Here is a 21,995-nt window from a genome sequence, read left to right on the forward strand (position 1 = left end):
CCGGCTGGCTTCTGGCGAATTGTCCTTCTTTGAAAACTTTCCGGAGGTGCGGTCCAGCGTGCTGGCCATCCGTTTGGTGAGCGAGCCCGCGCGGCTCGACACCCTCGTCCTGCCCGTACGTCGCGAAGGGTCGGACACGCCGGCCACGCTGGTCCCCACCGCCTCGCCGCCCGCCGACGAGGTCCGGGAGGAGGCGGCCGCGCTGATCCCCGCCGCCCGGCTGACCGGGGACGCGGGCGAGGCGCGGGAGCACCTGCGTCCCGGCGGCACGCCCGCGCGACTGGTCCTCCTCGGCGTCGGCGAGGGTGACGAGCAGGGCTGGCGGGCGGCGGGAGCGGCGCTGGCCCGGGCCGCCCAGGATGAGACGCACGTCACGGTGGCGCTGCCGGCCGACGCCACGACGGCACTGCGCGGCCTGGCCGAGGGGCTGCTGCTCGGGTCGTACCGGTTCCGGCTCACCGAGGCCGGCGGCGCGCCCGCGCTGGCCGAGGTGGACGTCGTGGTGACCGACCCGGCGGCGCTCACCCCCACCCTGGACGCGGCGCGGACCACCGCGGAGATGACCCGGCTGGCCCGCGACCTGACCAACACCCCCTCCTCGGTGAAGAACCCGGCCTGGTTCGCCCAGCAGGTCGAGGCCGCGGCCGCCGGCCACCCCGACCTGCACCTGCGGGTACGCGGCCCCGAGGAACTGGCGGCCGAGGGCTTCGGCGGCATTCTCGCCGTCGGCGGCGGCTCGGCGAGCGGACCCCGCCTGCTCGAGCTGGACTGGCGGCCGGCGGACGCGCGTACCCACGTGGTGCTGGTCGGCAAGGGCATCACCTTCGACACCGGCGGCATCTCGATCAAGCCGGTGCCGGCGATGAAGCTGATGCGCAAGGACATGGCCGGTGCGGCGGCGGTGATCGCGGCGACGCTGGGCGCCGCCGCGCTGCGGCTGCCGGTCCGGGTCACCACCCTCGCCCCGCTCGCCGAGAACATGGTCAGCGGCTCGGCGTTCCGCCCCGGCGACATCGTCCGCCACTACGGCGGCCTGACCAGCGAGACCACCAACTCCGACGCCGAGGGTCGGCTGGTGCTCGCCGACGCGATGGCGTACGCGGTGCGCGAGCTCGAGCCCGACCTGCTGGTCGACCTGGCCACCCTGACCGGCGCGAACGCGGTGGCGCTCGGCAAGCGGCACGGCGCCCTCTACAGCGAGAACGACCAGCTCGCCGCCGACCTGCTGGCGGCGATCGAGGCGGCCGGCGAGCGGGCCTGGCGGATGCCGCTGCCGGCCGACTACGTCGAGTACCTCGGCAGCGACATCGCCGACCTGCACAGCTCCCCGGACCGGGGCGCCGGCTCGGTGGTGGCCGCGCTCTACCTGCGCGAGTTCACCGGCGAGCTGCGGGACCGCTGGGTGCACGTGGACATGTCCGCCCCCTCGTGGTCCGAGGACGCACACGCGGAGCTGACCAAGGGCGCCACCGGCTGGGGCGTACGCGGGCTGCTGCGCTGGCTGGCCACGCTGGGCTGACCGCCCGGCGGGGTCAGCCCTTCACGGCGGCGAGCAGGCCGTGCCCGACCGGCAGCAACGCCGGGATCCAGTGCTCCGACTCCCGGAGCGCCTTGATGGTCTCCCGGACGGTGACGGTCTCCACGTCGCGGGCGGCCGGGTCACCGATCCGGCCGCCGGCCAGCGCGCCGTTGAGCGCGAGCACCCCGCCCGGGCGCAGCAGCCGCAGCGCGGCATCCACGCAGGCGGTGAAGCCGGTCGCCTCGGCGTCGACGAAGACCAGGTCGTAGGCGCCGTCCGCGAGCCGCGGCAGCACGTCGAGGGCCCGGCCGGTGATGATCCGGGTACGCCCCGACGGGAAGCCCGCCTCCAGGAAGATCCGCCGGGCGATCCGCTGGTGCTCCACCTCCACGTCGATGGTGGTGAGCACGCCGTCGGGGCGCATGCCGCGCAGCAGCCAGACGCCGCTGACCCCGGTGCCGGTCCCGATCTCCACCACCGCCCGGGCGTTGCCGGCGGCGGCGAGCAGCCGCAACGCGGCGCCGGCCCCCGGGGTGACGGCGTCCACGCCCACCTCGTGGGCGAGACTGCGGGCCGTCCGCAGGACGAGGTCCTCGGTGACGTACGACTCGGCGAACTGGAGTGCCTGGGCGATCGAGTTGCCGGAGTCGGCGACCGTGACGATGGGACACCTCCGGGCGGCGGGAGTGGTGCGAGGGGTCGGTTGGCGGTATGAGCCTAGAGGCGGCCTCGGATGGGCGCAGCCGCGAGTCGGCTCGGAACGATCACGGGCGGGCAACCCCTGACTGCACCCGTGGCATCCGTGCAATCCTGGACGGTGTCCCGTGTGTCACGGTCACCGGCTCCGCCGGGGCCCGGCACGGGACGCGCGGGACGGAGTGGGAGGCACCGACGTGACCGACGGCTGGGACTGGCGCCGGCCCGGCGGGGGTTCGGCACCGGCGGGACGGCCGGCGCCCGGCGACCCGCCGCACGGCGCCGGTGGGGGCAGCTCGCCCTGGTGGTCCGACGCGCTCGCCGACCCCTGGCGGGACCCGTACGCCCCGGCCGCGGTGGTGGTCCCGGCGGCTCCGGCCGGGGGCACCGGCGAGCCCGAGCCGCTCGTCGACCCGGACGCCCCGGGCCGGCCGGGGATCCGGCAGGTGGTGCTGATCTCGCTGATCACCGCGCTGCTGGCCGGCTCGCTCGGCAGCGCCCTGACGTACGCCTTCCTGCGGGGCGGCAGCCAGGCCGCCACCCTCGGCGCGTCCTCGGGGCAGGCGCCCGCGCTCGCCCAGCGCAAGCCCGAGTCACTGGCCGGCGTCGCCGAGAAGGTGCTGCCCAGCGTGGTGACCATCCGCGTCTACAGCCTCGGTGGCACCAGCGAGGGCTCCGGCTTCGTGGTGAGCGCCGACGGGCACATCGTCACCAACGACCACGTGGTCTCCGGCGGCCCCGGCAAGGCCACGGTGATCTTCGGCGACGGCAGTACCGCGCCCGGCACGGTGGTGGGGCAGGACCCGGAGTCGGACATCGCGGTGATCAAGGTGGCGCGTACCGGGTTGAAGCCTGTGGAGTTCGGCGACTCGGACGCGCTCGCCGTGGGCGACCCGGTGCTCGCCATCGGCTCGCCGCTCTCCCTGGCGAACACGGTCACCGCCGGCATCGTCAGCGCCCTGGACCGGACCATGCAGGCCGGCGAGCCGGGCGGTCCGACCCGCTACTACGCGGCGATCCAGACCGACGCGGCGGTCAACCACGGCAACTCCGGCGGCCCGCTGGTCGACGCCGCCGGGCGGGTGGTCGGGGTGAACTCGACGATCAAGTCGCTGGTCGCCGACGGGCAGGAGGCCGGGAACATCGGGCTCGCCTTCGCCATCCCCATCAACCAGGCCAAACGCGTCACCCAGGACATCATCGGCACCGGCAGGGCCCGGCGTACGGTGATCGGCGCCCAGGTCGGCGGCACCGGCGCGGCCAGCGGCACCGGCGTACGCCTCAACTCGGTGGAGCCCGCCGGTCCGGCGGCCGCGGCCGGCCTCAAGGCCGGCGACGTGGTGCTGCGGCTGAACGGGCACCCGATGACCGAGCCCACCGACCTGGTCGCCCTGGTCCGCAAGTACGCACCCGGGTCAGTGGTGACGGTCGAGTACCGGCGGGGAGCGGCCACGCAGAGCGCCTCCGTGACGCTCGCCGCAGACGCGAAGTGAGCTGCCGTCACCCCCTCCCGGACCACCCCGCGACGTGCGTAGTCTGGGCGTGACACGCACGAGGAGGCCGGAGTGCTCGACAACCTGAACTGGTGGGAGATCGCTGCGCTGCTGCTCCTGGCGCTGCTGATCTTCGGTGACCGGCTGCCCGCCGTCATCAGCGACGGCCTGCGGATGGTCCGCAACCTGCGCGCCATGGCCCGCAACGCCACCGGCGACCTGAGCCGCGAGCTGGGCACCGACATCCAGCTGGAGGATCTGCACCCGAAGGCGTTCATCCGGAAGCACCTGCTCAGCGAGGAGGACGAGCAGGCCATCCGGAAGCCGCTGCAGAGCATGTACGACAACATCCGCCAGGACGTCTCCGGCGTGCACGAGGACCTGAAGGACGTCGCCAAGGCGACCGACCTGCGGACCAACGGCACCCGCCCGGCCACCGCCACCGGCGGTGTCCCCGCCCCGGCCCCCCGCCCCAGCTACGACGACGCCACCTGACCCGGCGCCCCCCGCGCCCCCCACCCCGGGCGCAGATACAGAGAAAGAGTGGCCATCCCACGCGGGATGGCCACTCTTTCCGTGAATCAGGGTGGATCTTGGGTGCGGTGCCCGGTCAGCGGCCGGCGGGCTTGAGGCCGAGGGGCTTGCCGAGGAGGGACTCGCGGCGGACGGCGAGCCGATCGGCGACCTGGACCAGGGCCTTGGCGGCGGGAGCGTCCGGCTGGGCCAGCACGATCGGGGTGCCGGCGTCGCCGCCCTCGCGGACCCGGGTGTCCAGCGGAATCTGCCCCAGGACCGGCACCTGCGCGCCGATGGTCCGGGTCAGCGACTCGGCGACCGCCTCGCCGCCGCCCGCGCCGAAGACCTCCATCCGGGAGCCGTCCGGCAACTCCATCCAGGACATGTTCTCGATGACGCCGACCACCCGCTGGTGGGTCTGCAGCGCGATCGCGCCGGCCCGCTCGGCCACCTCGGCGGCGGCCGCCTGCGGGGTGGTGACGACCAGGATCTCCGCGTTCGGCAGCAACTGGGCCACCGAGATCGCGATGTCGCCGGTGCCCGGAGGCAGGTCCAGCAGGAGGACGTCCAGGTCGCCCCAGTAGACGTCGGCGAGGAACTGCTGCAGCGCCCGGTGCAGCATCGGGCCGCGCCACACGACGGCCGCGTTGCCCGGGGTGAACATGCCGATCGAGATGACCTTCACGCCGTGCGACTGCGGCGGCATGATCATGTCCTCGACCCGGGTCGGGGCGCCCTCCGCACCGAGCATCCGGGGCACCGAGTGGCCGTAGATGTCCGCGTCGACCACGCCGACCGAGAGGCCGCGGGCGGCGAGCGCGGCGGCCAGGTTGACCGTGACGCTCGACTTGCCGACGCCGCCCTTGCCGCTGGCGACCGCGTACACCCGGGTGCGGGAGCCGGGCTGGGCGAACGGGATGACCGGCTCGGCCGTGGCCCCGCCGCCACGCAGCTTCGCCTGCAGCTCCTGCCGCTGCTCCGGGCTCATCACGCCGAACTCGATCTCGACGCCGGTCACCCCGGGCACCGCGCCGACGGCGGCGGTGATGTCGGTACGCAGCTTGTCCTTCAGCGGGCAGCCCGCGACGGTGAGCAGCAGCTCGACGCGGACCACGCCGTCGTCGCCGACCTCGGCGGAACGGACCATGCCGAGCTCGGTGATCGGCCGACGGATCTCCGGGTCGTTGACGGTGGCCAGGGCGGCCTGGATCGCGTCGGAGACGGTGCTGACGGGTGCTGACATGCCCGCCATGCTACGTCGGTGGTCATCGGCGGCCGCCGCTGGCGGGGGCCGGTGTGAGCGAATCGATGACCCGGACCGAGGGGTGGACGGGGCGTGTCGCGAAGTGGGACGATTCACGACGAACGCCGCGCGCCCGGCCCCTTGAGGCGCGCGGCGTTCAATACGCTCCGGGTCAGCCCTCGAAGCGCCCGTCGTGGGCGTAGTCGCCGTCCAGGTCGTCCCGGGGCTCGTCGAGCGGTTCGCCGCCGGCCTGCCGCCGGGCCTCCCGGTCCTGCTGCTTCCGCTCCAGCCTCCGCCGGCGTTCCGCCGCCTCGTCCAGCTCCTCGGCCAGCCGGGCCAGCTCGGACCGGAGGAAGTCCCGGGTGGCCACCTCACCCATCGCGATGCGCAGCGCGGCGATCTCCCGGGCCAGGTACTCCGTATCGGCCTTCTGCATGGTGGCCCGCCGCCGGTCCTCCTCCAGCGCCACCCGGTCCCGGTCGGCCTGCCGGTTCTGCGCGAGCAGGATCAGCGGGGCCGCGTACGACGCCTGGAGGGAGAGCACCAGGGTCAGGAAGGTGAACGTGTACGGGTCGAAGCGCAGGTTCGCCGGGGCGAGCGTGTTCCACAGGAACCAGGCGGTGAGGACCAGGGTCATGTAGACGAGGAAGTTCGCCGTACCCATGCCGCGGGCGATGCCCTCGGCCACCCGGCCGAAGGTCTCCTGGTCGATCCGCGGCAGCCGGAGGCCGCGGGGCGCGCGCGGCTGGTCGAGCCGCTCGGTTCGTCGCTGGTCAACCATCGGCGCCGGCCTCCTCGCCGGTGGCGGGCGCGCTCACCATGGCGTCCCGGTCGCGCCAGTCGGGGGGCAGCGAGTGGTCCAGCACGTCGTCCACGGTCACCGCCCCGACCAGCCGGTTGGTCCGGTCCACCACCGGCATGGCCACCAGATCGTAGGTGGCCATCCGGCGGGTGATCTCCGGCAGCGGGGTGGTCGTCCGGAGCGGGTCGATGTCGTTGACCACGATCCCGCCGAGCAGGTCCGCCGGCGGTTCGCGGAGCAGCCGCTGGAAGTGGACCATGCCGAGGTAGCGGCCGGTCGGGGTGGTGAGCGGGGCCCGCGCCACGAAGACCTGTGCGGCCACCGCCGGAGAGAGCTGCGGCTCGCGGATCCGCGCGAGGGCCTCGGCCACCGTGGCGTCCGGCGGCAGGATCACCGGCTCGGAGGTCATCACGCTGCCGGCGGTGCCCGAGGCGTAGCGGAGGAGCTGGCGTACCGGGGTGGCCTCGTCCGGCTCCATCAGGTCGAGCAGCACGTCCTGCTCCGGTGGGGGCAGCTCGTTGAGCAGGTCGGCGGCGTCGTCCGGGTCCATCTCCTCCAGCACGTCGGCGGCCCGCTCCCGGTCCAGCGCGGCCAGGATCTCCACCTGATCGTGCTCGGGCAGCTCGCTGAGCACGTCGGCGAGGCGCTCGTCGTCCAGGGCCGCCGCGACCTCGTTGCGTCGGGTGTCGGGCAGGTCCTGGAGTGCGTTGGCCAGGTCGGCCGGGCGCATGTCCTCCAGCACGGCGAGCAGGTTGGCCGTGCCCCGGGCATCGCCGAGCCCGCCGAGGCCGCGTACCCGGTCCCATTCGACCTGGTGGAGGTGGCCGCGGCGGGTGAGCCGGCCGGTCTGCTCGCGAACGGCGACCCGGGTCAGCGCCCACTCGCCGCCGCGGCTGCACTCCATCGCCACGTCGACCACCGAACCGGACTGCCCGGTGTCCAGCTGGACCCGCCGGTCCAGCAGTTCCTGGAGCACCAGCACCTCGTTGGGGCGCTTCTCGAACCGGCGCAGGTTGAGGGTGCCGCTGCCGAGCACCACGGCGTCCGGGTCGATGGAGGTGATCCGGTTGATGGACAGGAAGATGCGCCGGCGCATCGGCATCTCGGCGACCAGGCCCACCACCTCCGGTGGGCGCTGGGTCGGCCGCATCCGGGCGACCGCGTCCCGGACCCGGCCCACCTGGTCGCCGTTCGGGTCGAAGACGGCGACTCCGGCGAGTCGGGCGATGTAGACCCGGTTCGGCGTGCTCACGGGCACCAGCCTAAGGGCCTAGTGTTTATCAACATGTCGACCTTGGCCTACGAGATCGTGGACGTCTTCACCGATCGCCCCTTCGCCGGCAACCCGCTGGCCGTGGTGTTCGGCGCCGAAGCGCTGGCCACCGAGCAGATGCAGGCGCTCGCACTCGAGTTCAACCTGTCCGAGACGGTGTTCGTGCTGCCGCCGACGCAGGTCGGCGCGACGTACCGGGCGCGGATCTTCACCCCGGCGGCGGAGCTGCCGTTCGCCGGGCACCCCAGTGTGGGCGCCGCGGTGACGGCCGGTCGACGCGGGATGTTCGAGGTGGGCCGGGTCACCCAGGAGTGCGGCGCCGGGGTGCTGCCGATCGAGGTCACCGCCACCGGCGCGACCCTCACCGGCGGCACGCCCACGCTCGGCCCCGAGCTGGACCCGGAGCCGCTGCTGGAGATGGTCGGGCTGACCGCCGCCGACCACGCCGGCCCGGCGCCCCGGGTCGCCGGCTGCGGCCTGGAGTTCCCCTACCTTCCGGTCCGCCCGGACGCGGTGGCCCGCGCCCGGATGAACGCGGCGGCGGCGGAGCGGTACGGCGTGGAGCACGTCAGCGTCTTCTCCTGGGAAGCCGGAACGCAAACCGCGCACGCCCGGGTCTTCGTGCCGGGGCTCGGCGTGCCGGAGGACCCGGCGACCGGCTCGGCCGCCCTCGGCCTGGGCGTGTGGCTGGTCGCCAGCGGGCTGCTGCCCGGCGAGGGCCGCTCCGAGTACGCGATCCGCCAGGGTGTCGAGATCCACCGGCCTTCGACGCTGTCCTGCACGGTGACCGCTGCCGGTGGGGTGGCCGTGGGCGCGACGGTCACCGGCCAGGTGATGCCGGTGGCGCGGGGCGAGATCGCCGTCCCGCCCTTCGTGGGCTGAGCGGCGGCGGCACCGCCACGGACTGCTCGGGCGTAGGAGAGGATGCCGGTGTGACGGACGAGTTGGACAGCCCGGGGACGACACCACTCGTCGACGAGGCGGTGAAGAAGGCGGCCGTCTGCTGGGTGAGCGTCGGCGGCGGACCCGCGTACGCGCTGTGGTGCCTGCCGCTCGACGGCGCGCTCCTGGTGGTCACCGGATCCGGCGAGCAGTCCGCGCCCGGCCTGGCCGACGCGGACGCGGTGGAGGTGACCCTGCGCGGCGACCACGGCGGCCGGATCGTCACCTGGCCGGCCCGGGTGACCCGGCTGCGACCGGGCACCGAGGAGTGGGAGACCGCCGCGCCGCTGGTCGCGGCGAAGCGGCTGAACGCCCCCGGCCCCGTCGCCGACCTGGTGACCCGCTGGGCCGCTGAGGGCTGCGCGGTCAACCGGTTGGCCCCGGCGGGCACCCCGGTCGCCGGCGGCGACCTGCCCGCGGAGTCCCTGGCCGAGCCGCCCCGGGAGGCCCCGGTGGTGCGGGCCACCCGCAAGCCCTTCCGGCTGCACAAGGTCCGCCGCCGCTGACCGGCACCGGTCACCCGGCGGCGAGCGGTGCGGCGACCGCGTCGACCAGGTCGAGCACCCCGGCCAGCGAGGAGAGGATCGGGCCGTCCCAGGACCGGTCCGCGTTGAACACCATGTGGTCGGCCAGGTCCGGCGCGGCCAGCCGGACCGCCGTCATGCCGGCCCGCTCCGCGCCGGTCAGCTCCTGGCTGCCGCCGTCGCCGACGTAGAGGCAGTCGGCCGGGGCGAGGTCGAGCCGGTGGCAGGCGGCCAGGTAGAGCGCCGCGTCCGGCTTGCAACAGCCCACCTGCACCGAGAAGACGCGGACGTCGAGCAGTGGCGCGATCGCGAGCTGGGGCAGGAACGCCGGCAGCTCGTGCGTGCAGTCGCTGATCAGCCCGGTGCGTATGCCCCGCTGGCGCAGCCCGCCCAGCACCGGCGCCGCCTCGTCCCGCAGCCGGGTGTCGGCGCGTACGGCCCGGTGGCGGGAGGCGACGGCGGCGCGTACCGCCGCGTCGGAGGGGTGCACCCCGGCCTGTTCGCAGACCCAGCGCAGGGTCGCCTCGGCGTTGCCCAGCCGGCCGCTGGCGCGCTGGTAGTAGGTGCGGTCGAGCACCTCGGTCAGCGTCTCGAGCGGGCAGCCGAGCAGGTCGGCGGTGGCCCGGTGGGCGGAGCCCCGCTGGACGCAGCGGGTCAGCGTGCCGAAGAAGTCGAACAGGACCGCCTGGTGCCTGGGCATGGGGTAGTGCCTCCGGGCGTCGAGGGGAGGGTCGCCGGGACGGGCATGATCGTAACCGAGCGCTGACGTTCCGTGCTGTCCCCCGGTCGTGTGAGGATTGCTCTCCGTGTCGTCCAATCCGCACCGGCCACTCGAACCGCTGACCCTCGGCGCGCTCGCGCTGGCCGTCACCGCCGTCTCCTCGTCGGCCCCGCTGGTCGCCTTCGCCGCCGCGCCGGCGCTCGCCATCGCCTTCTGGCGCAACATGCTCTCGATCGCGGTGCTCGGTCCGTTCTCGCTGGCCCGCCGGCGGGCGGAGTTCCGGGCGCTGACCGTGGGCGCCGGCCGCCGGGAGGGGCTGTACTGCGTACTGTCCGGGTTGGCGCTGGCCGCGCACTTCGCCACCTGGATGCCGAGCGTGCAGCTCACCACGGTCGCCGCGGCCACCGCGCTGGTCGCCACCCAGCCGGTCTGGCAGGGCCTGATCGCCCGCTGGCAGGGGCGGCGGCTGCCGCCGGCGGTCTGGGCCGGCATCGCGCTCGCCGTGGTCGGCGCGGCGCTCGCCACCGGGGCCGACGTCAGCGTCTCCGGCCGGGCCTTCGCCGGTGACCTGCTCGCCGTGGCCGGCGGCATGTTCGCCGCCGTCTACACCGCCTTCGGCGAGCGGGCCCGGGCCACCATCAGCACCACCACCTACACCACCATCTGCTACGGGGTCTGCGCGGCGGTCCTGCTGGTGGTCTGCCTGCTCGGTGGGGTCCGCCTGCACGGCTACGCCGCAGGCACCTGGCTGGCGATCCTCGGCCTGGTGGCCGGTGCCCAGCTGCTCGGCCACTCGATGTTCAACTACGCCCTGCGCCGGGTCTCGGCCACCACCGTCAGCGTGCTGATCCTGCTGGAGGCGCCCGGGGCGGCGCTGATCGCCTGGGTCTGGCTCGGTCAGCTGCCCCGCCCGCTCGCCCTGCCCGGGCTGGCCTTGCTGCTGGCCGGAGTCGCGGTGGTCATCCTGGGCGGCGCCCGCGCCGGCCGCCGCACCGAACCGGTCGCCGTGCCCGCCGACCCGGCTCCGCTCGGCGACTGACCCCCACCGCTTTTCCGCAAAGCACGGCCCCGGGCCGCCGACATCGGTGAGAGTGCGGAGGATGGGGACGGAAGCGGACCAGCGGGGCGACGACGCGGCCGAGCGCGGCACCGTCGTCACGCCCTCGGCCGAGTTCCCGCCGCTCGGCCCCGAGGAACGGGCCGCCCTCGGGCGGATCGGGGAGCACTGGCAGAGCCCCCGCCGTCCCGACGACCTCCCGGTCGACCCGACGCTCGGCCGGAACCGGGGGCACCCGGCACCGACCCGGTTCGGCCGGCTGGCGCCGATCGAGATGTTCACCGTCGAGCAGCCGGACGAACTGGTCGCCACCGCGCCGGCCCACCTGCCCCACACCCGGGCCGGCCGAGCGGTCACCCGGCTCCGCCGCGCGCTGGTCGGCCCGCCGCTGTCCAGCGCCGCCGTGCTCTACGAGCGGATGCGCAAGCTGGTCGCCCTGCCGATCCTCTCCTCCGACCTGCTCAGCTCGGTGGCCTACGGGCCGGAGGCGATGCTGACCGTGCTGGTGCTGGCCGGCAGCGCCGCGCTCGGGCTCTCCCTGCCACTGGCCGCCCTGCTGGTGGTGCTGATGGTCGCGGTGGGGCTGTCCTACCGCCAGACCATCCCGGCGTACCCGCACGGCGCCGGGTCCTACATCGTGGCCGGGGACAACCTGGGCCGGACCCCGGGGCTGGCGGCGGCGGCCGGGCTGATGCTCGACTACGTGCTGACCGTGTCGGTGTCGGTGGCGGCCGGCGTGCACGCGGTCACCTCGGCGCTGCCCGGGCTGGCCCCGGCCACCGTCCCGCTCGGCGTGCTGGTGATCGCCGTGCTGCTCGCCGGGAACCTGCGCGGGGTACGCACCGCCGGCAACATCTTCGTGCTGCCCACGTACGCCTTCGTGGCCGCCGTGCTCGCGCTGCTGGTAGTGGGCTACGCGCGGGCGGCGGGCCGCGGCTTCGCGCCGGTGCCGCCCCCGGCGGTGCCAGCCACCGAGGGGCTGGGCCTGCTGCTGGTGCTGCGCGCGTTCTCCTCGGGCGCGGTGTCGATGACCGGCATCGAGGCGGTGTCCAACGCGGTGCCCGCGTTCCGCCCCACCGAGTGGCGCAACGCCCGCACCACGCTGGCCTGGATGGTGGCCATGCTGGTGGCGCTCTTCGCCGGCCTGGTCGGCCTGATCCACCTGGACGGCCTGGCGCCCCGGGCGGACGAGACGATCCTGTCCCAGCTCGGCCGGGTCACCTTCCCCACCGGACCCTGGTACGCGTTCCTCCAGGCCACCACGGCGCTGATCCTGCTCCTGGCGGCGAACACCGCGTTCAACGACTTCCCCCGGTTGCTCTTCTTCATGGCCCGGGACGGCCACGCGCCCCGCCGCTTCCTGCACATGGGGGACCGGCTGGCGTTCAGCAACGGGCTGGTTGCGCTGGCCGGGGCGGCGACGCTCATCTTCGTCGTGTTCGGCGGGCACACCGCGTCGCTGATCCCGCTCTACGCGGTCGGGGTGTTCCTCGCCTTCACCCTGTCACAGGGCGGCATGGTGGTGCACTGGCGGCGCCACCGGGGACCGGGCTGGCGCCGCAAGCTGGTGCTCAACGCGGTCGGCGCGGTGCTCTCCGGGCTGGTGCTGGTGACCGCCGCGGTGGCCAAGTTCGCCGAGGGCGCCTGGGTGGTGGTGGTCGCGGTGCCGCTGCTGGTGCTGCTCTTCCGCCGGATCCACCGGCACTACGCCACGCTGCACCGGGCCCTGGCGCTGCACCCGCCGTCGGCCGCCGGGTCGCGCGGCCCCGCCGGGTCCGCCGAGGGCGAGGAACTGCCCCAGGAGGTACGCCACCTGGTGGTGGTGCCGGTGGCCCGGCTGAACCGGGCCTCGCTGCGCGCCCTGGCATACGCGGCGTCGCTGGGCCAGCCGACGCTGGCCGTGCACATCGCGCCCGAGGAGGCCGAGGCGGACCGGTTCCGGGAACAGTGGTGCGCCTGGGGCGACCATCTGCGGCTGGAGACGGTGGTGTCGCCGTACCGGTCGGTGATCGGGCCGCTGGCGCACTACCTGGAGGCGCTGCACGTCGCCCGGCCGGACCTGACGCTGACCGTGATCGTGCCCGAGGTGGTGCTGCGCCGCCGCCGGCACCGGCTGCTGCACAGCCGGGCCGAGCAGCGGCTCCGGGCCGCGTTGCGGGCCCTGCCCGGGGTGGTGGTCACCAGCGTCCCCGTGCACGTGGCCGAATGACCGTCAGACGTCCTGGACCTCGAGCACCTGGGTGGTGGGGGCGGCGTCGCCCAGCCCGGCCCGGAGCGCGGCCCGCTCGGGGTCGACCAGGAACGCCTCGTGACCGGCCCGCGCGGCGAACCGGATCACGTGCACCTCGGTCCGCCCGTCCCCGGTGCGCAGCCGCCGTTCCAGCCGTCCGCCGTGCCGCCCGAGCAGCGCGAGCACCGCGTCTTCGTACCGTCGGCCGGCTTCCGCGTCGGCGCTCAGGTCGACCAGCGCGACCAGCAGGACCCCTGCGGAGTCGGTGTCGTGATGCCCCGTCGTCATGCGCTGGAGTATCCCAGCCGCCCGCCCAGCCCGGGCCCGGAGAAGCTCAGGCGTCGATGCCGACGGCCTGCGCGCTGGCGGCCCAGAGCCGGGCGGCGAGCTGCGGATCGCGCGCCTTGGCCAGCGGCCGGCGGGGTCGGCGGTCGTAGTAGTAGCCGCCGGTGGTGAGCCGGGCCGGGTCCTGGTTGGCCAGCCAGATCAGCGTCTCCGCGCCCTTCTCCGGGCTGCGGAAGGGCAGCAGCCGCATGCCGAGCGAGACCAGCGGGCTGTCCGCGCCGAACCGGGTGCGCACCACCCCGGGGTGGAACGCGTACGCCGGCACGTCGGGCCAGCGCCGGGCCGCCTCGGCGGTGAACAGGATGTTCGCCTGCTTGCTGGTGCCGTAGGCCCGGTACGGCCGGAAGCCGCGCAGGGTGGCGTTCAGGTCGTCCGGGTCCAGCGCGCCGCTGCGGTGGGCGCCGGAGGCGGTCACCACCATCCGACCGATCCGGTCCCGCAGCAGGTTGCTGAGCAGGAACGGGGCGAGGTGGTTGGCCTGGATGCTCAGCTCGAAGCCGTCCACCGTGGTGACCGGCTGGAGCACGATCGCGCCGGCGTTGTTGGCGAGCACGTCGATCCGGTCGTACGCGGCGCGCAGCTTCTCGGCCAGCCGGCGGACGTCGTCCAGCACGGCGAAGTCGGCCCGGAAGAGTTCCGGGCGCTCGCCGCCGGCGTCGCGGACCCGGTCCCCGGCGGCCTGCAGCCGGGCCGGGTCCCGCCCGACCAGGACCACCTGGTCGCCACGGCCGGCCAGGTCGACCGCGGCGGCCAGCCCGATGCCCGAGCTGGCGCCGGTGATCACCACGATCCGACGCTCAGTGAGATCTTCCACAGGTCCATTCACCCCGGTCACGGCACGAGGTTACCGTGGCGTCACAACGCCCTTTGGGATCGTTAAGTTCTCGATTTCTCGAAATCTTGGCGTCGGCGCCCGCCGGACGCTGGAAGGAGCGCATCCATGGCCGCTGTCGGTCGCCCCCGCCGGTCCTGCCTCGCGGTACCCGGCTCCAGCGTCAAGATGCTCGGCAAGGCCCAGGGCCTCCCCGCCGACCAGGTCTTCCTCGACCTGGAGGACGCCGTCGCCCCGCTGGCGAAGCCGGACGCCCGCAAGAACATCGTCGCCGCGCTGAACGAGGGCGACTGGACCGGCAAGACCCGGGTGGTCCGGGTCAACGACCTCACCACGCCGTGGACGTACCGGGACGTGATCGAGGTCGTCGAGGGCGCCGGCGCCAACCTGGACTGCATCATGCTGCCGAAGGTGCAGAACGCCGAGCAGGTGCACTGGCTGGACCTGCTGCTCACCCAGATCGAGAAGACCCTCGGCCTGGAGGTCGGCCGGATCGGCATCGAGGCGCAGATCGAGAACGCCGCGGGCCTGGTCAACGTGGACGCCATCGCAGCCGCCTCGCCCCGGGTCGAGACGATCATCTTCGGCCCGGCCGACTTCATGGCCTCGATCAACATGAAGTCGCTGGTCGTCGGCGCGCTGATCCCGGACTACCCGGGCGACCCCTACCACTACATCCTGATGCGCATCCTGATGGCCGCCCGGATGCACGACAAGCAGGCCATCGACGGCCCGTTCCTGCAGATCCGGGACGTCGACGCGTTCCAGGAGGTGGCCAAGCGCTCGGCGGCGCTCGGCTTCGACGGCAAGTGGGTGCTGCACCCGGGCCAGATCGACGCGGCCAACGAGGTCTACTCCCCGGCCCAGGCCGACTACGACCACGCCGAGTTGATCCTCGACGCGTACGACTACTACACCTCGGAGGCGGGCGGCAAGCTCGGCGCGGTGATGCTCGGCGACGAGATGATCGACGAGGCCTCCCGCAAGATGGCGCTGGTGATCGCGGCCAAGGGCCGGGCGGCCGGGATGAGCCGTACCTCGTCCTTCACCCCGCCCTCGGAATGAGTGTCGCCGGACGGGCCGCCCCGGGACCGGGGCGGCCCGTCCGCGTCAGTAGCCGCTGGAGCTGTCGTTGTTGACGGCGATGACGATCGCCACGATGTAGACCACGATCAGCACCACCATCAGGCCGGTGAGGATCCAGCCGATGATGATGCCGGCCTTCGCCATGCCGTCGCCCTGCTCGCCCGTCTCCCGGATCTGCTTGCGGGCCACGTGGCCGAGGATCGCGCCGATCGGGGCGGTGATGCACGAGGTGAAGCCGACCAGCGCGAGCACCAGCGCCACGATGGCCAGCCCGTTGGTCTTGGTCGACGGAGCGGCGTACGCCGGGTAGGCCGCCGGCGGGTAGCCGCTCGCCGCGTACGGGTCGCCCGCGGTCGGGTAGGCCGGTGCGGCGTACGGGTCGCCCGCGGTCGGGTAGGCCGGCGAGGCGTACGGGTCCGCCGAGGTCGGCTGGGTCGGGATCGGGCTGCCGCCCATCGGCAGCGTCGGGTCGGCCGGCGGGCCCGACTGCGGGCCGGGCGCGGAGGGGTCGTGCCAACCACCGGACGGCGGGGGATAGCTCATCTGCTCATCTCCGTAGCTCTTCGGGTGCCGTCAGGGTAGCCAGCGCCGGGCAAACCGGAGGACCGGCTTACCGGGTGCCGCGTTGCCCGCAACGTCCACAACGGGCAGGATCGCGGCATGGCACTTGACGCGCGCGGCGGCCGGTCGCGACGGGACGTGAGCCGGCCGGGGACGGTGCGCCGCACCCGGAGCGGCCTTCCGGCGGGGTCCGCCGACCAGGACGACCAGCCGGCGCCGCTGGCCGAGCCGGTCACCATGCGGTTGGACGGCCGGGTCGCGCTGGTCACCGGTGCCGGCAGCCCGGACGGCATCGGGTACGCCACCGCGCGCCGGCTCGCCGACCTGGGCGCCCGGGTGGCGATCGTCTCCACCACCCGGCGGATCCACGAGCGCGCCGAGGAGCTGGGGGTGACCGGCTTCGTCGCCGATCTCACCGACGAGTCCGAGGTGGGCGCGCTCGCCGACGCGGTGGCCGAGCAGTTGGGCGACGTCGAGGTGCTGGTCAACAACGCGGGGCTGGCCAGCCGGGCCAGTCCGGAGGTGCTGCGGCCGGTGGCCCAGCTCAGCTACGACGAGTGGCGCGGCGAGATCGACCGCAACCTCAGCACGGCGTTCCTGTGCAGCCGCGCGTTCATCGGCGGGATGGCCGAGCGGGGCTGGGGTCGCATCGTCAACCTCGCGGCCACCGCCGGCCCGGTCAACGCGCTGCCCACGGAGGCCGCGTACGCGGCGGCGAAGGCGGGCGTGGTGGGGCTGACCCGGGCGCTGGCGATGGAGATGATCGCCGACGGCGTGACGGTGAACTCGGTCGCGCCGGGCACCATCTACACCGCCGCGTCGACCGCCGCCGAGATCAAGCAGGGTCTGGGCACCCCGGTCGGCCGCCCCGGCACGCCGGACGAGGTGGCCGCGGCGATCGCCTTCCTCTGCTCGCCGGCGGCCTCCTACATCACCGGGCAGATGCTGGTGGTCGACGGCGGCAACAGCGTGCGCGAGGCCGAGTTCCGCTGACGGTCAGCGGTAGTTGCCGTTGTCGGAGTTCGCCCACCAGGCCAGGCCGATCCAGCCGCAGCAGGCGAGCAGCCCGATGACGGTGAACACGTAGCTGAGGATCAGACCCCAGGTGGCGAGCTGGTCGCCCTCCTCGCCGGTCTGCCGGATCTGCCGCTTGGCCAGGTGACCGAGGACGATCCCGGCCGGGGCGAAGACGAAGGCGAACACCAACGACAGCACGGCGAGGACGTTCGGCCCGCCGCCGCGCGGTCGCGGTGCCTCGCCGGGCGGCCCGTACTGGCCGTACGGGGGCTGCGGCGGGTACGGCGGCTGCTGCCCCCACTGCGGGTGCTGCGGCTGGCCTCCGTACGGCTGGCCGTAGGACGGCGGCTCGTACGGCGACGGCGGCTGGTCCGGCTCGCCGGGTGGTTGGCTCACGCCTGCTCGCCCCCTCCGTCGCAGGTCATCGGCCCTCTCTCTTGCGGACGCTACTCGCAGCGGTGAACCTTTTCACAGCGGTTGTGTGGACTGGTCACCTTGGCCTCACCGGTCGCGGGGTCGATACTGACCGAGCGTTCAGTTACCCATGAGTAATGCGCCGATTCCCCGGAGGCTGAGATGGCCCGACTCGCCCAGACGCCCGGCCTGACCGACGTGCAGCGGTCGATCCTGGAAACCGTCCGGGAGTTCGCCGACAAGGAGATCATCCCGCACGCCCAGCGGCTGGAGCACGCCGACGAGTACCCCACCGACATCCTCGACGGGATGCGCGAGATGGGGCTGTTCGGCCTGACCATCGACGAGGAGTACGGCGGCCTGGGCGAGTCCCTGCTGACCTACGCCCTGGTGGTCGAGGAGCTGTCCCGTGGCTGGATGTCGATCTCCGGCATCGTGAACACCCATTTCATCGTGGCGTACCTGGTCTCGCAGCACGGCTCGGCCGACCAGAAGGCCCGGCTGCTGCCCCGGATGGCCACCGGCGAGGTGCGCGGCGCCTTCTCGATGTCGGAGCCGGAGTGCGGCTCCGACGTCTCGGCGATCAAGTCGAAGGCGGTCCGCGACGGCGACAACTACGTCCTCAACGGCCAGAAGATGTGGCTGACCAACGGCGCGTACTCCTCGGTGGTGGCCACCCTGGTCAAGACCGACACCGGCGCCGACTCGGTCTACGGCAACATGAGCACCTTCCTGCTGGAGAAGGAGCCCGGCTTCGGCGAGACCGCGCCCGGTCTGACCATCCCCGGCAAGATCGACAAGATGGGCTACAAGGGCGTCGAGACCACCGAGATGGTGCTCGACGGCGTCACCGTCCCCGCCTCCGCCGTGCTCGGCGGCGAGGAGAAGGTCGGGCGCGGCTTCTACCAGATGATGGACGGCATCGAGGTCGGCCGGGTCAACGTGGCCGCCCGGGCCTGCGGCATCTCCATCCGCGCGTTCGAACTGGCCGTCGCGTACGCCCAGCAGCGCCGCACCTTCGGCCAGCCGCTCGCCAAGCACCAGGCCGTCGCGTTCAAGCTCGCCGAGATGGGTACGAAGATCGAGGCGGCACACGCCCTGATGGTCAACGCGGCCCGCCTCAAGGACGCCGGCCAGCGCAACGACGTCGAGGCCGGCATGGCCAAGCTGCTCGCCTCCGAGTACTGCGCCGAGGTGGTCCAGGAGGCGTTCCGCATCCACGGCGGTTACGGCTACTCCAAGGAGTACGAGATCGAGCGGCTGATGCGGGAGGCTCCCTTCCTGCTCATCGGCGAGGGCACCTCCGAGATCCAGAAGACCATCATCTCCCGCGGCCTGCTCAAGGAGTACAAGCTCTGACGGTTGCGAGCCGGGGTCCCTGTCAACGCGTTCGGTGTGGCAGGGGCCCCTTCTCGACAAGGGCGACCAGGGCCGACGGGTCGTCGGCGTAGAGGCGGATCTCCCGCACCGGCTCGCTCGGGCCGTTCGGGAGCCGTACCGAGAGCGGCTCGCGCAACACCAGGTCGACGCTGGTCTGCTTGCCGGCGCCGATGTTCAGGATCGCCCCCGACTCGTCGTGCTCGATCTGGACGGCTCGGCTGGACGGCAGCGACCGGTAGTGGGCGCCGGCCGTGGCGATTGCCGCCCAGGGCACGAGGAAGTCGACGGAGAAGCCGTTGCGGACGCGCAGCCCGGCCGCCCCGGCGACGTGCGGATGGACCCGCAGGCCGGCGAAGAGCCCGATCATCCACAGCAGGCCCCAGATGCCGAGCGCCAGCACGACTTTCCGTACCGACGGCCACGGCAGGGTGTGCCGGAGGATCAGGTCGAAGATCGGGATCTCGACCGCCGACAGGACGATGAAGGCGATCAGGATCGGCTGCACCACGCCGACGTAGCCGAAGACCTCGGCCCCGGGTTCGGTGGTCGGTGGTCGGCGCAGGAGCCAGCGGTAGAGGCTGCGCCACATGCCGATCTCGTACCGGACCGCGCTCCACAGCAATGCGACCGGACTCCGCCTCCGCACAGGTCACCCCCGCTGCTCGCGTTTTTGCATTGCAGTCGCAACGTATCCGGCGGGGTGCCCGGGTGTCAATGCAGTCGCATTGTGAAAGCATGGGGGCATGCCGAAGCGGGTCGACCACGGCGAGCGCCGCAAGCTGATCGCCGACGCCCTGATGCGGGTGGCAGCCGAACGCGGGCTGGAAGCGGTCAGCCTGCGGCACGTGGCGGCGGAGGCCGGGGTCTCCGCCGGGATGGTGCAGCACTATTTCCGCACCAAGGACGAGATGATGACCTTCGCCCTCGCCGTCGTTCGCGAGCACGGCGAGGCCCGGGTGACCCGGGCGGTCGCCGCGCTCGGCGGCCACCCCGCCCCGCGTACGATGCTGCGCACCATGCTGGTCGAGCTGTTGCCGCTCGACGAGGCGCGCCGGGCCGACGGCCGGGTGGCCGTGGCCTTCCTGGCCTACACGGCGGTGCGGCCGGGCGCCGCCGCGGCACTGCACCAGGAGACGGCCGCCCTGCTGGGCTTCCTCGCCGGGCAGATCCGCGCCGCGCAGGCCGCCCGGCCGGCCGACCGCCGGGTCGACCCGGACCGGGCCGCCGTGGGCCTGCTCGCCGTCCTGGAAGGACTCGGGATCTACCTGCTCGGCGGGCACTATCCGGCGGAGACCGCGCTCGCCGCCCTGGACACCCAGCTCGACCTGATCTGCGGACCGGCGCAACCCGCCGGTTGAGCCGGTCGGCCCGTCGGGCAGCGGACCGGCGGCACACGGTCAGCCGCGTGCCGGGGACAGCGGGGAGTGGCGTACGGGCCGTACCGTACGCCCCGTGCCGACCCCACGCCGCCGCGCGGCCCTCCCGGCCCTCGTGCTGGTGCTCGTACCGTTGTCTCTGGTGCAGCTGCTCCTCGGCCTGCTCCCGATCCCCGGCGCCGACCCGGCGCGGGTGGTCAACGGGATGCTCGTCCTGCCGGCCGGCGTCGTCGGTGCGCTCGTGGTCGCGGTCGGCTGGGCCCTGGCGCTGACCGCGGGAGTCGCCGCGGCGGCCCACGAGGACCGTCCACTGCGCCGCGCGGTCCGGGCGCTCCCCACGGTCTCCGCGGCCCTGGCCGCCGGGGTGGTCACGGTGCTCGTCGGGTTCCTCCTGCTCGGGTTGATGCTGCCCGCCCGCCCGGAGGTGGTCTGGGTCGTCGGCGCGCTGCTCGCCGTGGCGACCGCCCCGCTCCTGGTCCGCTTCGCGCTGGTGCTGCCGATCGCGGTCCTCGACGACCTGCGGGGACGGGCGGCGTTCCGGGCCGCGTCCGCCGACGTGCGCGGCCAGGTGGCGAGCTTCGCCCTCTCCCTCCTGATCGGCGTGGCGGTGCCGGCCCTGCTGTACGGGTGGGCCTTCGCGAACTTCGAGGAGCATGTCTCCGGCCCGCTCGAGGGCGCTCTCGCCTGGCTGCTGCGGGACCTGAGCCTGATCGGGGTGGCCGCCCTCCAGACGTGGACCCTGCTGGCCGTGTACCACGACCTGCCTGGGCGAGGGCAGGCCCGCGCCAGCGGCGGGGCGCAGCCCGCAGCCGAGCCGGTCCGCCCGCGCACCTGGCATCCCGGCCGGCTCACCGTCCCGCTGGGGATCGCCGCCCTGCTGCTCCCCACGGTGCTCGCCGGCGGCGTCGTCGCGGCGGAGCGGCTGCCCCAGGTCACCGTCCACGCCGGCTCTGCGCACCGGATGATCGCGGTGGCCTGGCCGGCGGGCCGAGGTCCGATCCTCGTCGGCCAGCACGCGATCGAGGACTGCCTCGACGACCGGTGCCGGACGACCCGGCAGACCACGCTGTCCGTGACGATGTACGAGCCGCACGGGGGAGCGGCCTTCGGCCCGGACGGTTCCGTCTACGCCCTCGGCCAGCACGAGTTGGAGCAGTGCGATGCCCGGCGGGTCTGCCGGCGCGCCGAAGGGCCGCTGGCCGTGCTGCGCGGATCCAGGGCGGCGGCGATCACCCTGTCACCGGCCGGGGAGATCCTGCTCGCCAGCGCGATGGAGATCCGGCCCACCGGTTCCGATGACGGCACGGTTCGCGCCGAAGCCCGCCGGGTCGAGCTGAAGTTGATCCGCTGTCCCGACGTCCGCTGCGTGGACCCGACGGTCACCAGCTTCGGGCTCGTGGACGGTGCACTCGATACGCCCGACAACTCGCCGACGCGACTGATGATCCGAACCCGTAGGAGCGGAGAGCCGGTCGTCGCCTTCCGATCACCGTTTACCGGCGTGGTCTCGGTCGGCTGGTGCACCACCTCGGACTGCGGCCGGGCCGAGGTCGCGCCGTTCGGTGGCGGAGCGCGGCCCGGCATGCCGTCGGAGGAGGAACTGGTGTCGTTGGACTTCGACGACGTCTTCGGCTGCCCGGGCTGCGGGGACGACGCGCCGGTCGCCACCGTCCATCGGCCGCAGGGCGAGCGCTACGACGTGGTGATCGAACGCGGCAGCCGGGACGGCTTCCATGTCGAGGTGGGTGCCCCCAACTCGACGCCGGGCCGCGCCGTGCTGCGGATCTGCGCCGACCACTCCTGCCGGGAACCGCGGCGGGTACCACTCACCGAGGTTCCGTACTACACCTTCTCTGACCTGGGGTTCTTTCCCGAACTTCAGCGCTGGCTGATGGCCGTCGCCCCCGACGGGCGGGCGGTGATCACCGACGCGTTCGCCAACCACACCCTGGTCGTCGGCCCGTGAGG

Annotated in this window: 22 protein-coding genes; 12 read left to right on the forward strand and 10 right to left on the reverse strand. The window is 73.7% G+C overall.

The genetic code is table 11. The features are described from left to right. Window positions 1–58 precede the first annotated feature (58 nt). On the forward strand, window positions 59–1,519 hold the full coding sequence (locus ACZ6S5_RS18650) for a leucyl aminopeptidase family protein (protein WP_466001952.1): 1,461 nt from the start codon (window positions 59–61) through the stop codon (window positions 1,517–1,519). 13 nt (window positions 1,520–1,532) lie between these two features. Here the strand turns inward: ACZ6S5_RS18650 and ACZ6S5_RS18655 are convergent, their stop codons facing one another. Beyond that, complete coding sequence (locus ACZ6S5_RS18655; RefSeq protein ID WP_466002121.1) at window positions 1,533–2,153, reverse strand: O-methyltransferase; 621 nt, start codon at window positions 2,151–2,153, stop codon at window positions 1,533–1,535. Window positions 2,154–2,397: 244 nt separating this feature from the next. Between ACZ6S5_RS18655 and ACZ6S5_RS18660 the strand changes: the two genes are divergently transcribed. Further along, the gene (locus tag ACZ6S5_RS18660; RefSeq protein WP_466001954.1) at window positions 2,398–3,708 is read left to right on the forward strand and encodes a S1C family serine protease; all 1,311 of its coding nucleotides are present in this window, start codon (window positions 2,398–2,400) and stop codon (window positions 3,706–3,708) included. A gap of 72 nt (window positions 3,709–3,780) precedes the next feature. After that, the gene (locus tag ACZ6S5_RS18665; protein WP_466001956.1) at window positions 3,781–4,203 is read left to right on the forward strand and encodes a twin-arginine translocase TatA/TatE family subunit; all 423 of its coding nucleotides are present in this window, start codon (window positions 3,781–3,783) and stop codon (window positions 4,201–4,203) included. Between the two features lie 115 nt (window positions 4,204–4,318). Here ACZ6S5_RS18665 and ACZ6S5_RS18670 read toward each other — a convergent pair whose 3' ends face one another. From ACZ6S5_RS18670 to ACZ6S5_RS18680, 3 genes are all read right to left on the reverse strand, one after another. After that, on the reverse strand, window positions 4,319–5,467 hold the full coding sequence (locus ACZ6S5_RS18670; RefSeq protein ID WP_466001958.1) for an Mrp/NBP35 family ATP-binding protein: 1,149 nt from the start codon (window positions 5,465–5,467) through the stop codon (window positions 4,319–4,321). A gap of 172 nt (window positions 5,468–5,639) precedes the next feature. Next, complete coding sequence (locus tag ACZ6S5_RS18675) at window positions 5,640–6,248, reverse strand: DUF1003 domain-containing protein (protein ID WP_466001960.1); 609 nt, start codon at window positions 6,246–6,248, stop codon at window positions 5,640–5,642. Next, complete coding sequence (locus ACZ6S5_RS18680; protein WP_466001962.1) at window positions 6,241–7,521, reverse strand: magnesium transporter MgtE N-terminal domain-containing protein; 1,281 nt, start codon at window positions 7,519–7,521, stop codon at window positions 6,241–6,243. Before ACZ6S5_RS18680 ends, ACZ6S5_RS18675 begins: the two co-directional genes overlap by 8 nt. Window positions 7,522–7,554: 33 nt before the next feature. Here ACZ6S5_RS18680 and ACZ6S5_RS18685 point away from each other — a divergent pair, with 33 nt between their 5' ends. Next, window positions 7,555–8,424, forward strand: coding sequence for a PhzF family phenazine biosynthesis protein (locus ACZ6S5_RS18685; RefSeq protein ID WP_466001964.1), 870 nt, complete (start codon window positions 7,555–7,557; stop codon window positions 8,422–8,424). Between the two features lie 50 nt (window positions 8,425–8,474). Further along, window positions 8,475–8,990 carry a hypothetical protein gene (locus ACZ6S5_RS18690; RefSeq protein ID WP_466001966.1) on the forward strand — a complete coding sequence of 172 codons (516 nt, stop codon included), beginning with the start codon at window positions 8,475–8,477 and terminating at the stop codon, window positions 8,988–8,990. A gap of 10 nt (window positions 8,991–9,000) precedes the next feature. On the opposite strand, the gene ACZ6S5_RS18695 is transcribed toward ACZ6S5_RS18690, so the two are convergent. Beyond that, window positions 9,001–9,708, reverse strand: a complete 708-nt coding sequence (locus ACZ6S5_RS18695) for an HAD family hydrolase (RefSeq protein WP_466001968.1) — start codon at window positions 9,706–9,708, stop codon at window positions 9,001–9,003. A 106-nt stretch (window positions 9,709–9,814) separates the two neighbouring features. Here ACZ6S5_RS18695 and ACZ6S5_RS18700 point away from each other — a divergent pair, with 106 nt between their 5' ends. Beyond that, window positions 9,815–10,768 (forward strand): DMT family transporter, encoded by a 954-nt coding sequence (locus ACZ6S5_RS18700; protein ID WP_466001970.1) that lies wholly within the window; start codon window positions 9,815–9,817, stop codon window positions 10,766–10,768. Window positions 10,769–10,829: 61 nt separating this feature from the next. Continuing rightward, complete coding sequence (locus ACZ6S5_RS18705) at window positions 10,830–12,995, forward strand: APC family permease (RefSeq protein ID WP_466001972.1); 2,166 nt, start codon at window positions 10,830–10,832, stop codon at window positions 12,993–12,995. A 3-nt stretch (window positions 12,996–12,998) separates the two neighbouring features. On the opposite strand, the gene ACZ6S5_RS18710 is transcribed toward ACZ6S5_RS18705, so the two are convergent. Then, window positions 12,999–13,304, reverse strand: a complete 306-nt coding sequence (locus ACZ6S5_RS18710) for a hypothetical protein (RefSeq protein WP_466001974.1) — start codon at window positions 13,302–13,304, stop codon at window positions 12,999–13,001. A 46-nt stretch (window positions 13,305–13,350) separates the two neighbouring features. Further along, window positions 13,351–14,175 (reverse strand): SDR family NAD(P)-dependent oxidoreductase, encoded by an 825-nt coding sequence (locus ACZ6S5_RS18715; RefSeq protein ID WP_466002123.1) that lies wholly within the window; start codon window positions 14,173–14,175, stop codon window positions 13,351–13,353. Between the two features lie 126 nt (window positions 14,176–14,301). Between ACZ6S5_RS18715 and ACZ6S5_RS18720 the strand changes: the two genes are divergently transcribed. Beyond that, window positions 14,302–15,258, forward strand: a complete 957-nt coding sequence (locus tag ACZ6S5_RS18720; protein WP_466001976.1) for an HpcH/HpaI aldolase/citrate lyase family protein — start codon at window positions 14,302–14,304, stop codon at window positions 15,256–15,258. A 45-nt stretch (window positions 15,259–15,303) separates the two neighbouring features. Here ACZ6S5_RS18720 and ACZ6S5_RS18725 read toward each other — a convergent pair whose 3' ends face one another. Then, the gene (locus ACZ6S5_RS18725) at window positions 15,304–15,822 is read right to left on the reverse strand and encodes a DUF4190 domain-containing protein (protein WP_466001978.1); all 519 of its coding nucleotides are present in this window, start codon (window positions 15,820–15,822) and stop codon (window positions 15,304–15,306) included. 117 nt (window positions 15,823–15,939) lie between these two features. On the opposite strand from ACZ6S5_RS18725, the gene ACZ6S5_RS18730 reads away from it, so the two are divergent. After that, window positions 15,940–16,833: an SDR family NAD(P)-dependent oxidoreductase gene (locus ACZ6S5_RS18730; protein WP_466001980.1), complete on the forward strand. Its 894-nt coding sequence runs from the start codon at window positions 15,940–15,942 to the stop codon at window positions 16,831–16,833. A gap of 3 nt (window positions 16,834–16,836) precedes the next feature. On the opposite strand, the gene ACZ6S5_RS18735 is transcribed toward ACZ6S5_RS18730, so the two are convergent. Then, the gene (locus ACZ6S5_RS18735) at window positions 16,837–17,253 is read right to left on the reverse strand and encodes a DUF4190 domain-containing protein (RefSeq protein WP_466001982.1); all 417 of its coding nucleotides are present in this window, start codon (window positions 17,251–17,253) and stop codon (window positions 16,837–16,839) included. Between the two features lie 180 nt (window positions 17,254–17,433). On the opposite strand from ACZ6S5_RS18735, the gene ACZ6S5_RS18740 reads away from it, so the two are divergent. After that, window positions 17,434–18,630 (forward strand): acyl-CoA dehydrogenase family protein, encoded by a 1,197-nt coding sequence (locus ACZ6S5_RS18740; protein WP_466001984.1) that lies wholly within the window; start codon window positions 17,434–17,436, stop codon window positions 18,628–18,630. 22 nt (window positions 18,631–18,652) lie between these two features. On the opposite strand, the gene ACZ6S5_RS18745 is transcribed toward ACZ6S5_RS18740, so the two are convergent. After that, window positions 18,653–19,297, reverse strand: a complete 645-nt coding sequence (locus tag ACZ6S5_RS18745; protein ID WP_466001986.1) for a PH domain-containing protein — start codon at window positions 19,295–19,297, stop codon at window positions 18,653–18,655. 97 nt (window positions 19,298–19,394) lie between these two features. On the opposite strand from ACZ6S5_RS18745, the gene ACZ6S5_RS18750 reads away from it, so the two are divergent. Continuing rightward, window positions 19,395–20,009, forward strand: a complete 615-nt coding sequence (locus ACZ6S5_RS18750) for a TetR/AcrR family transcriptional regulator (RefSeq protein WP_466001988.1) — start codon at window positions 19,395–19,397, stop codon at window positions 20,007–20,009. A gap of 94 nt (window positions 20,010–20,103) precedes the next feature. After that, complete coding sequence (locus ACZ6S5_RS18755; RefSeq protein WP_466001990.1) at window positions 20,104–21,993, forward strand: hypothetical protein; 1,890 nt, start codon at window positions 20,104–20,106, stop codon at window positions 21,991–21,993. Window positions 21,994–21,995: the final 2 nt, after the last annotated feature.

Source organism: Micromonospora sp. NPDC051924 (assembly GCF_055586005.1).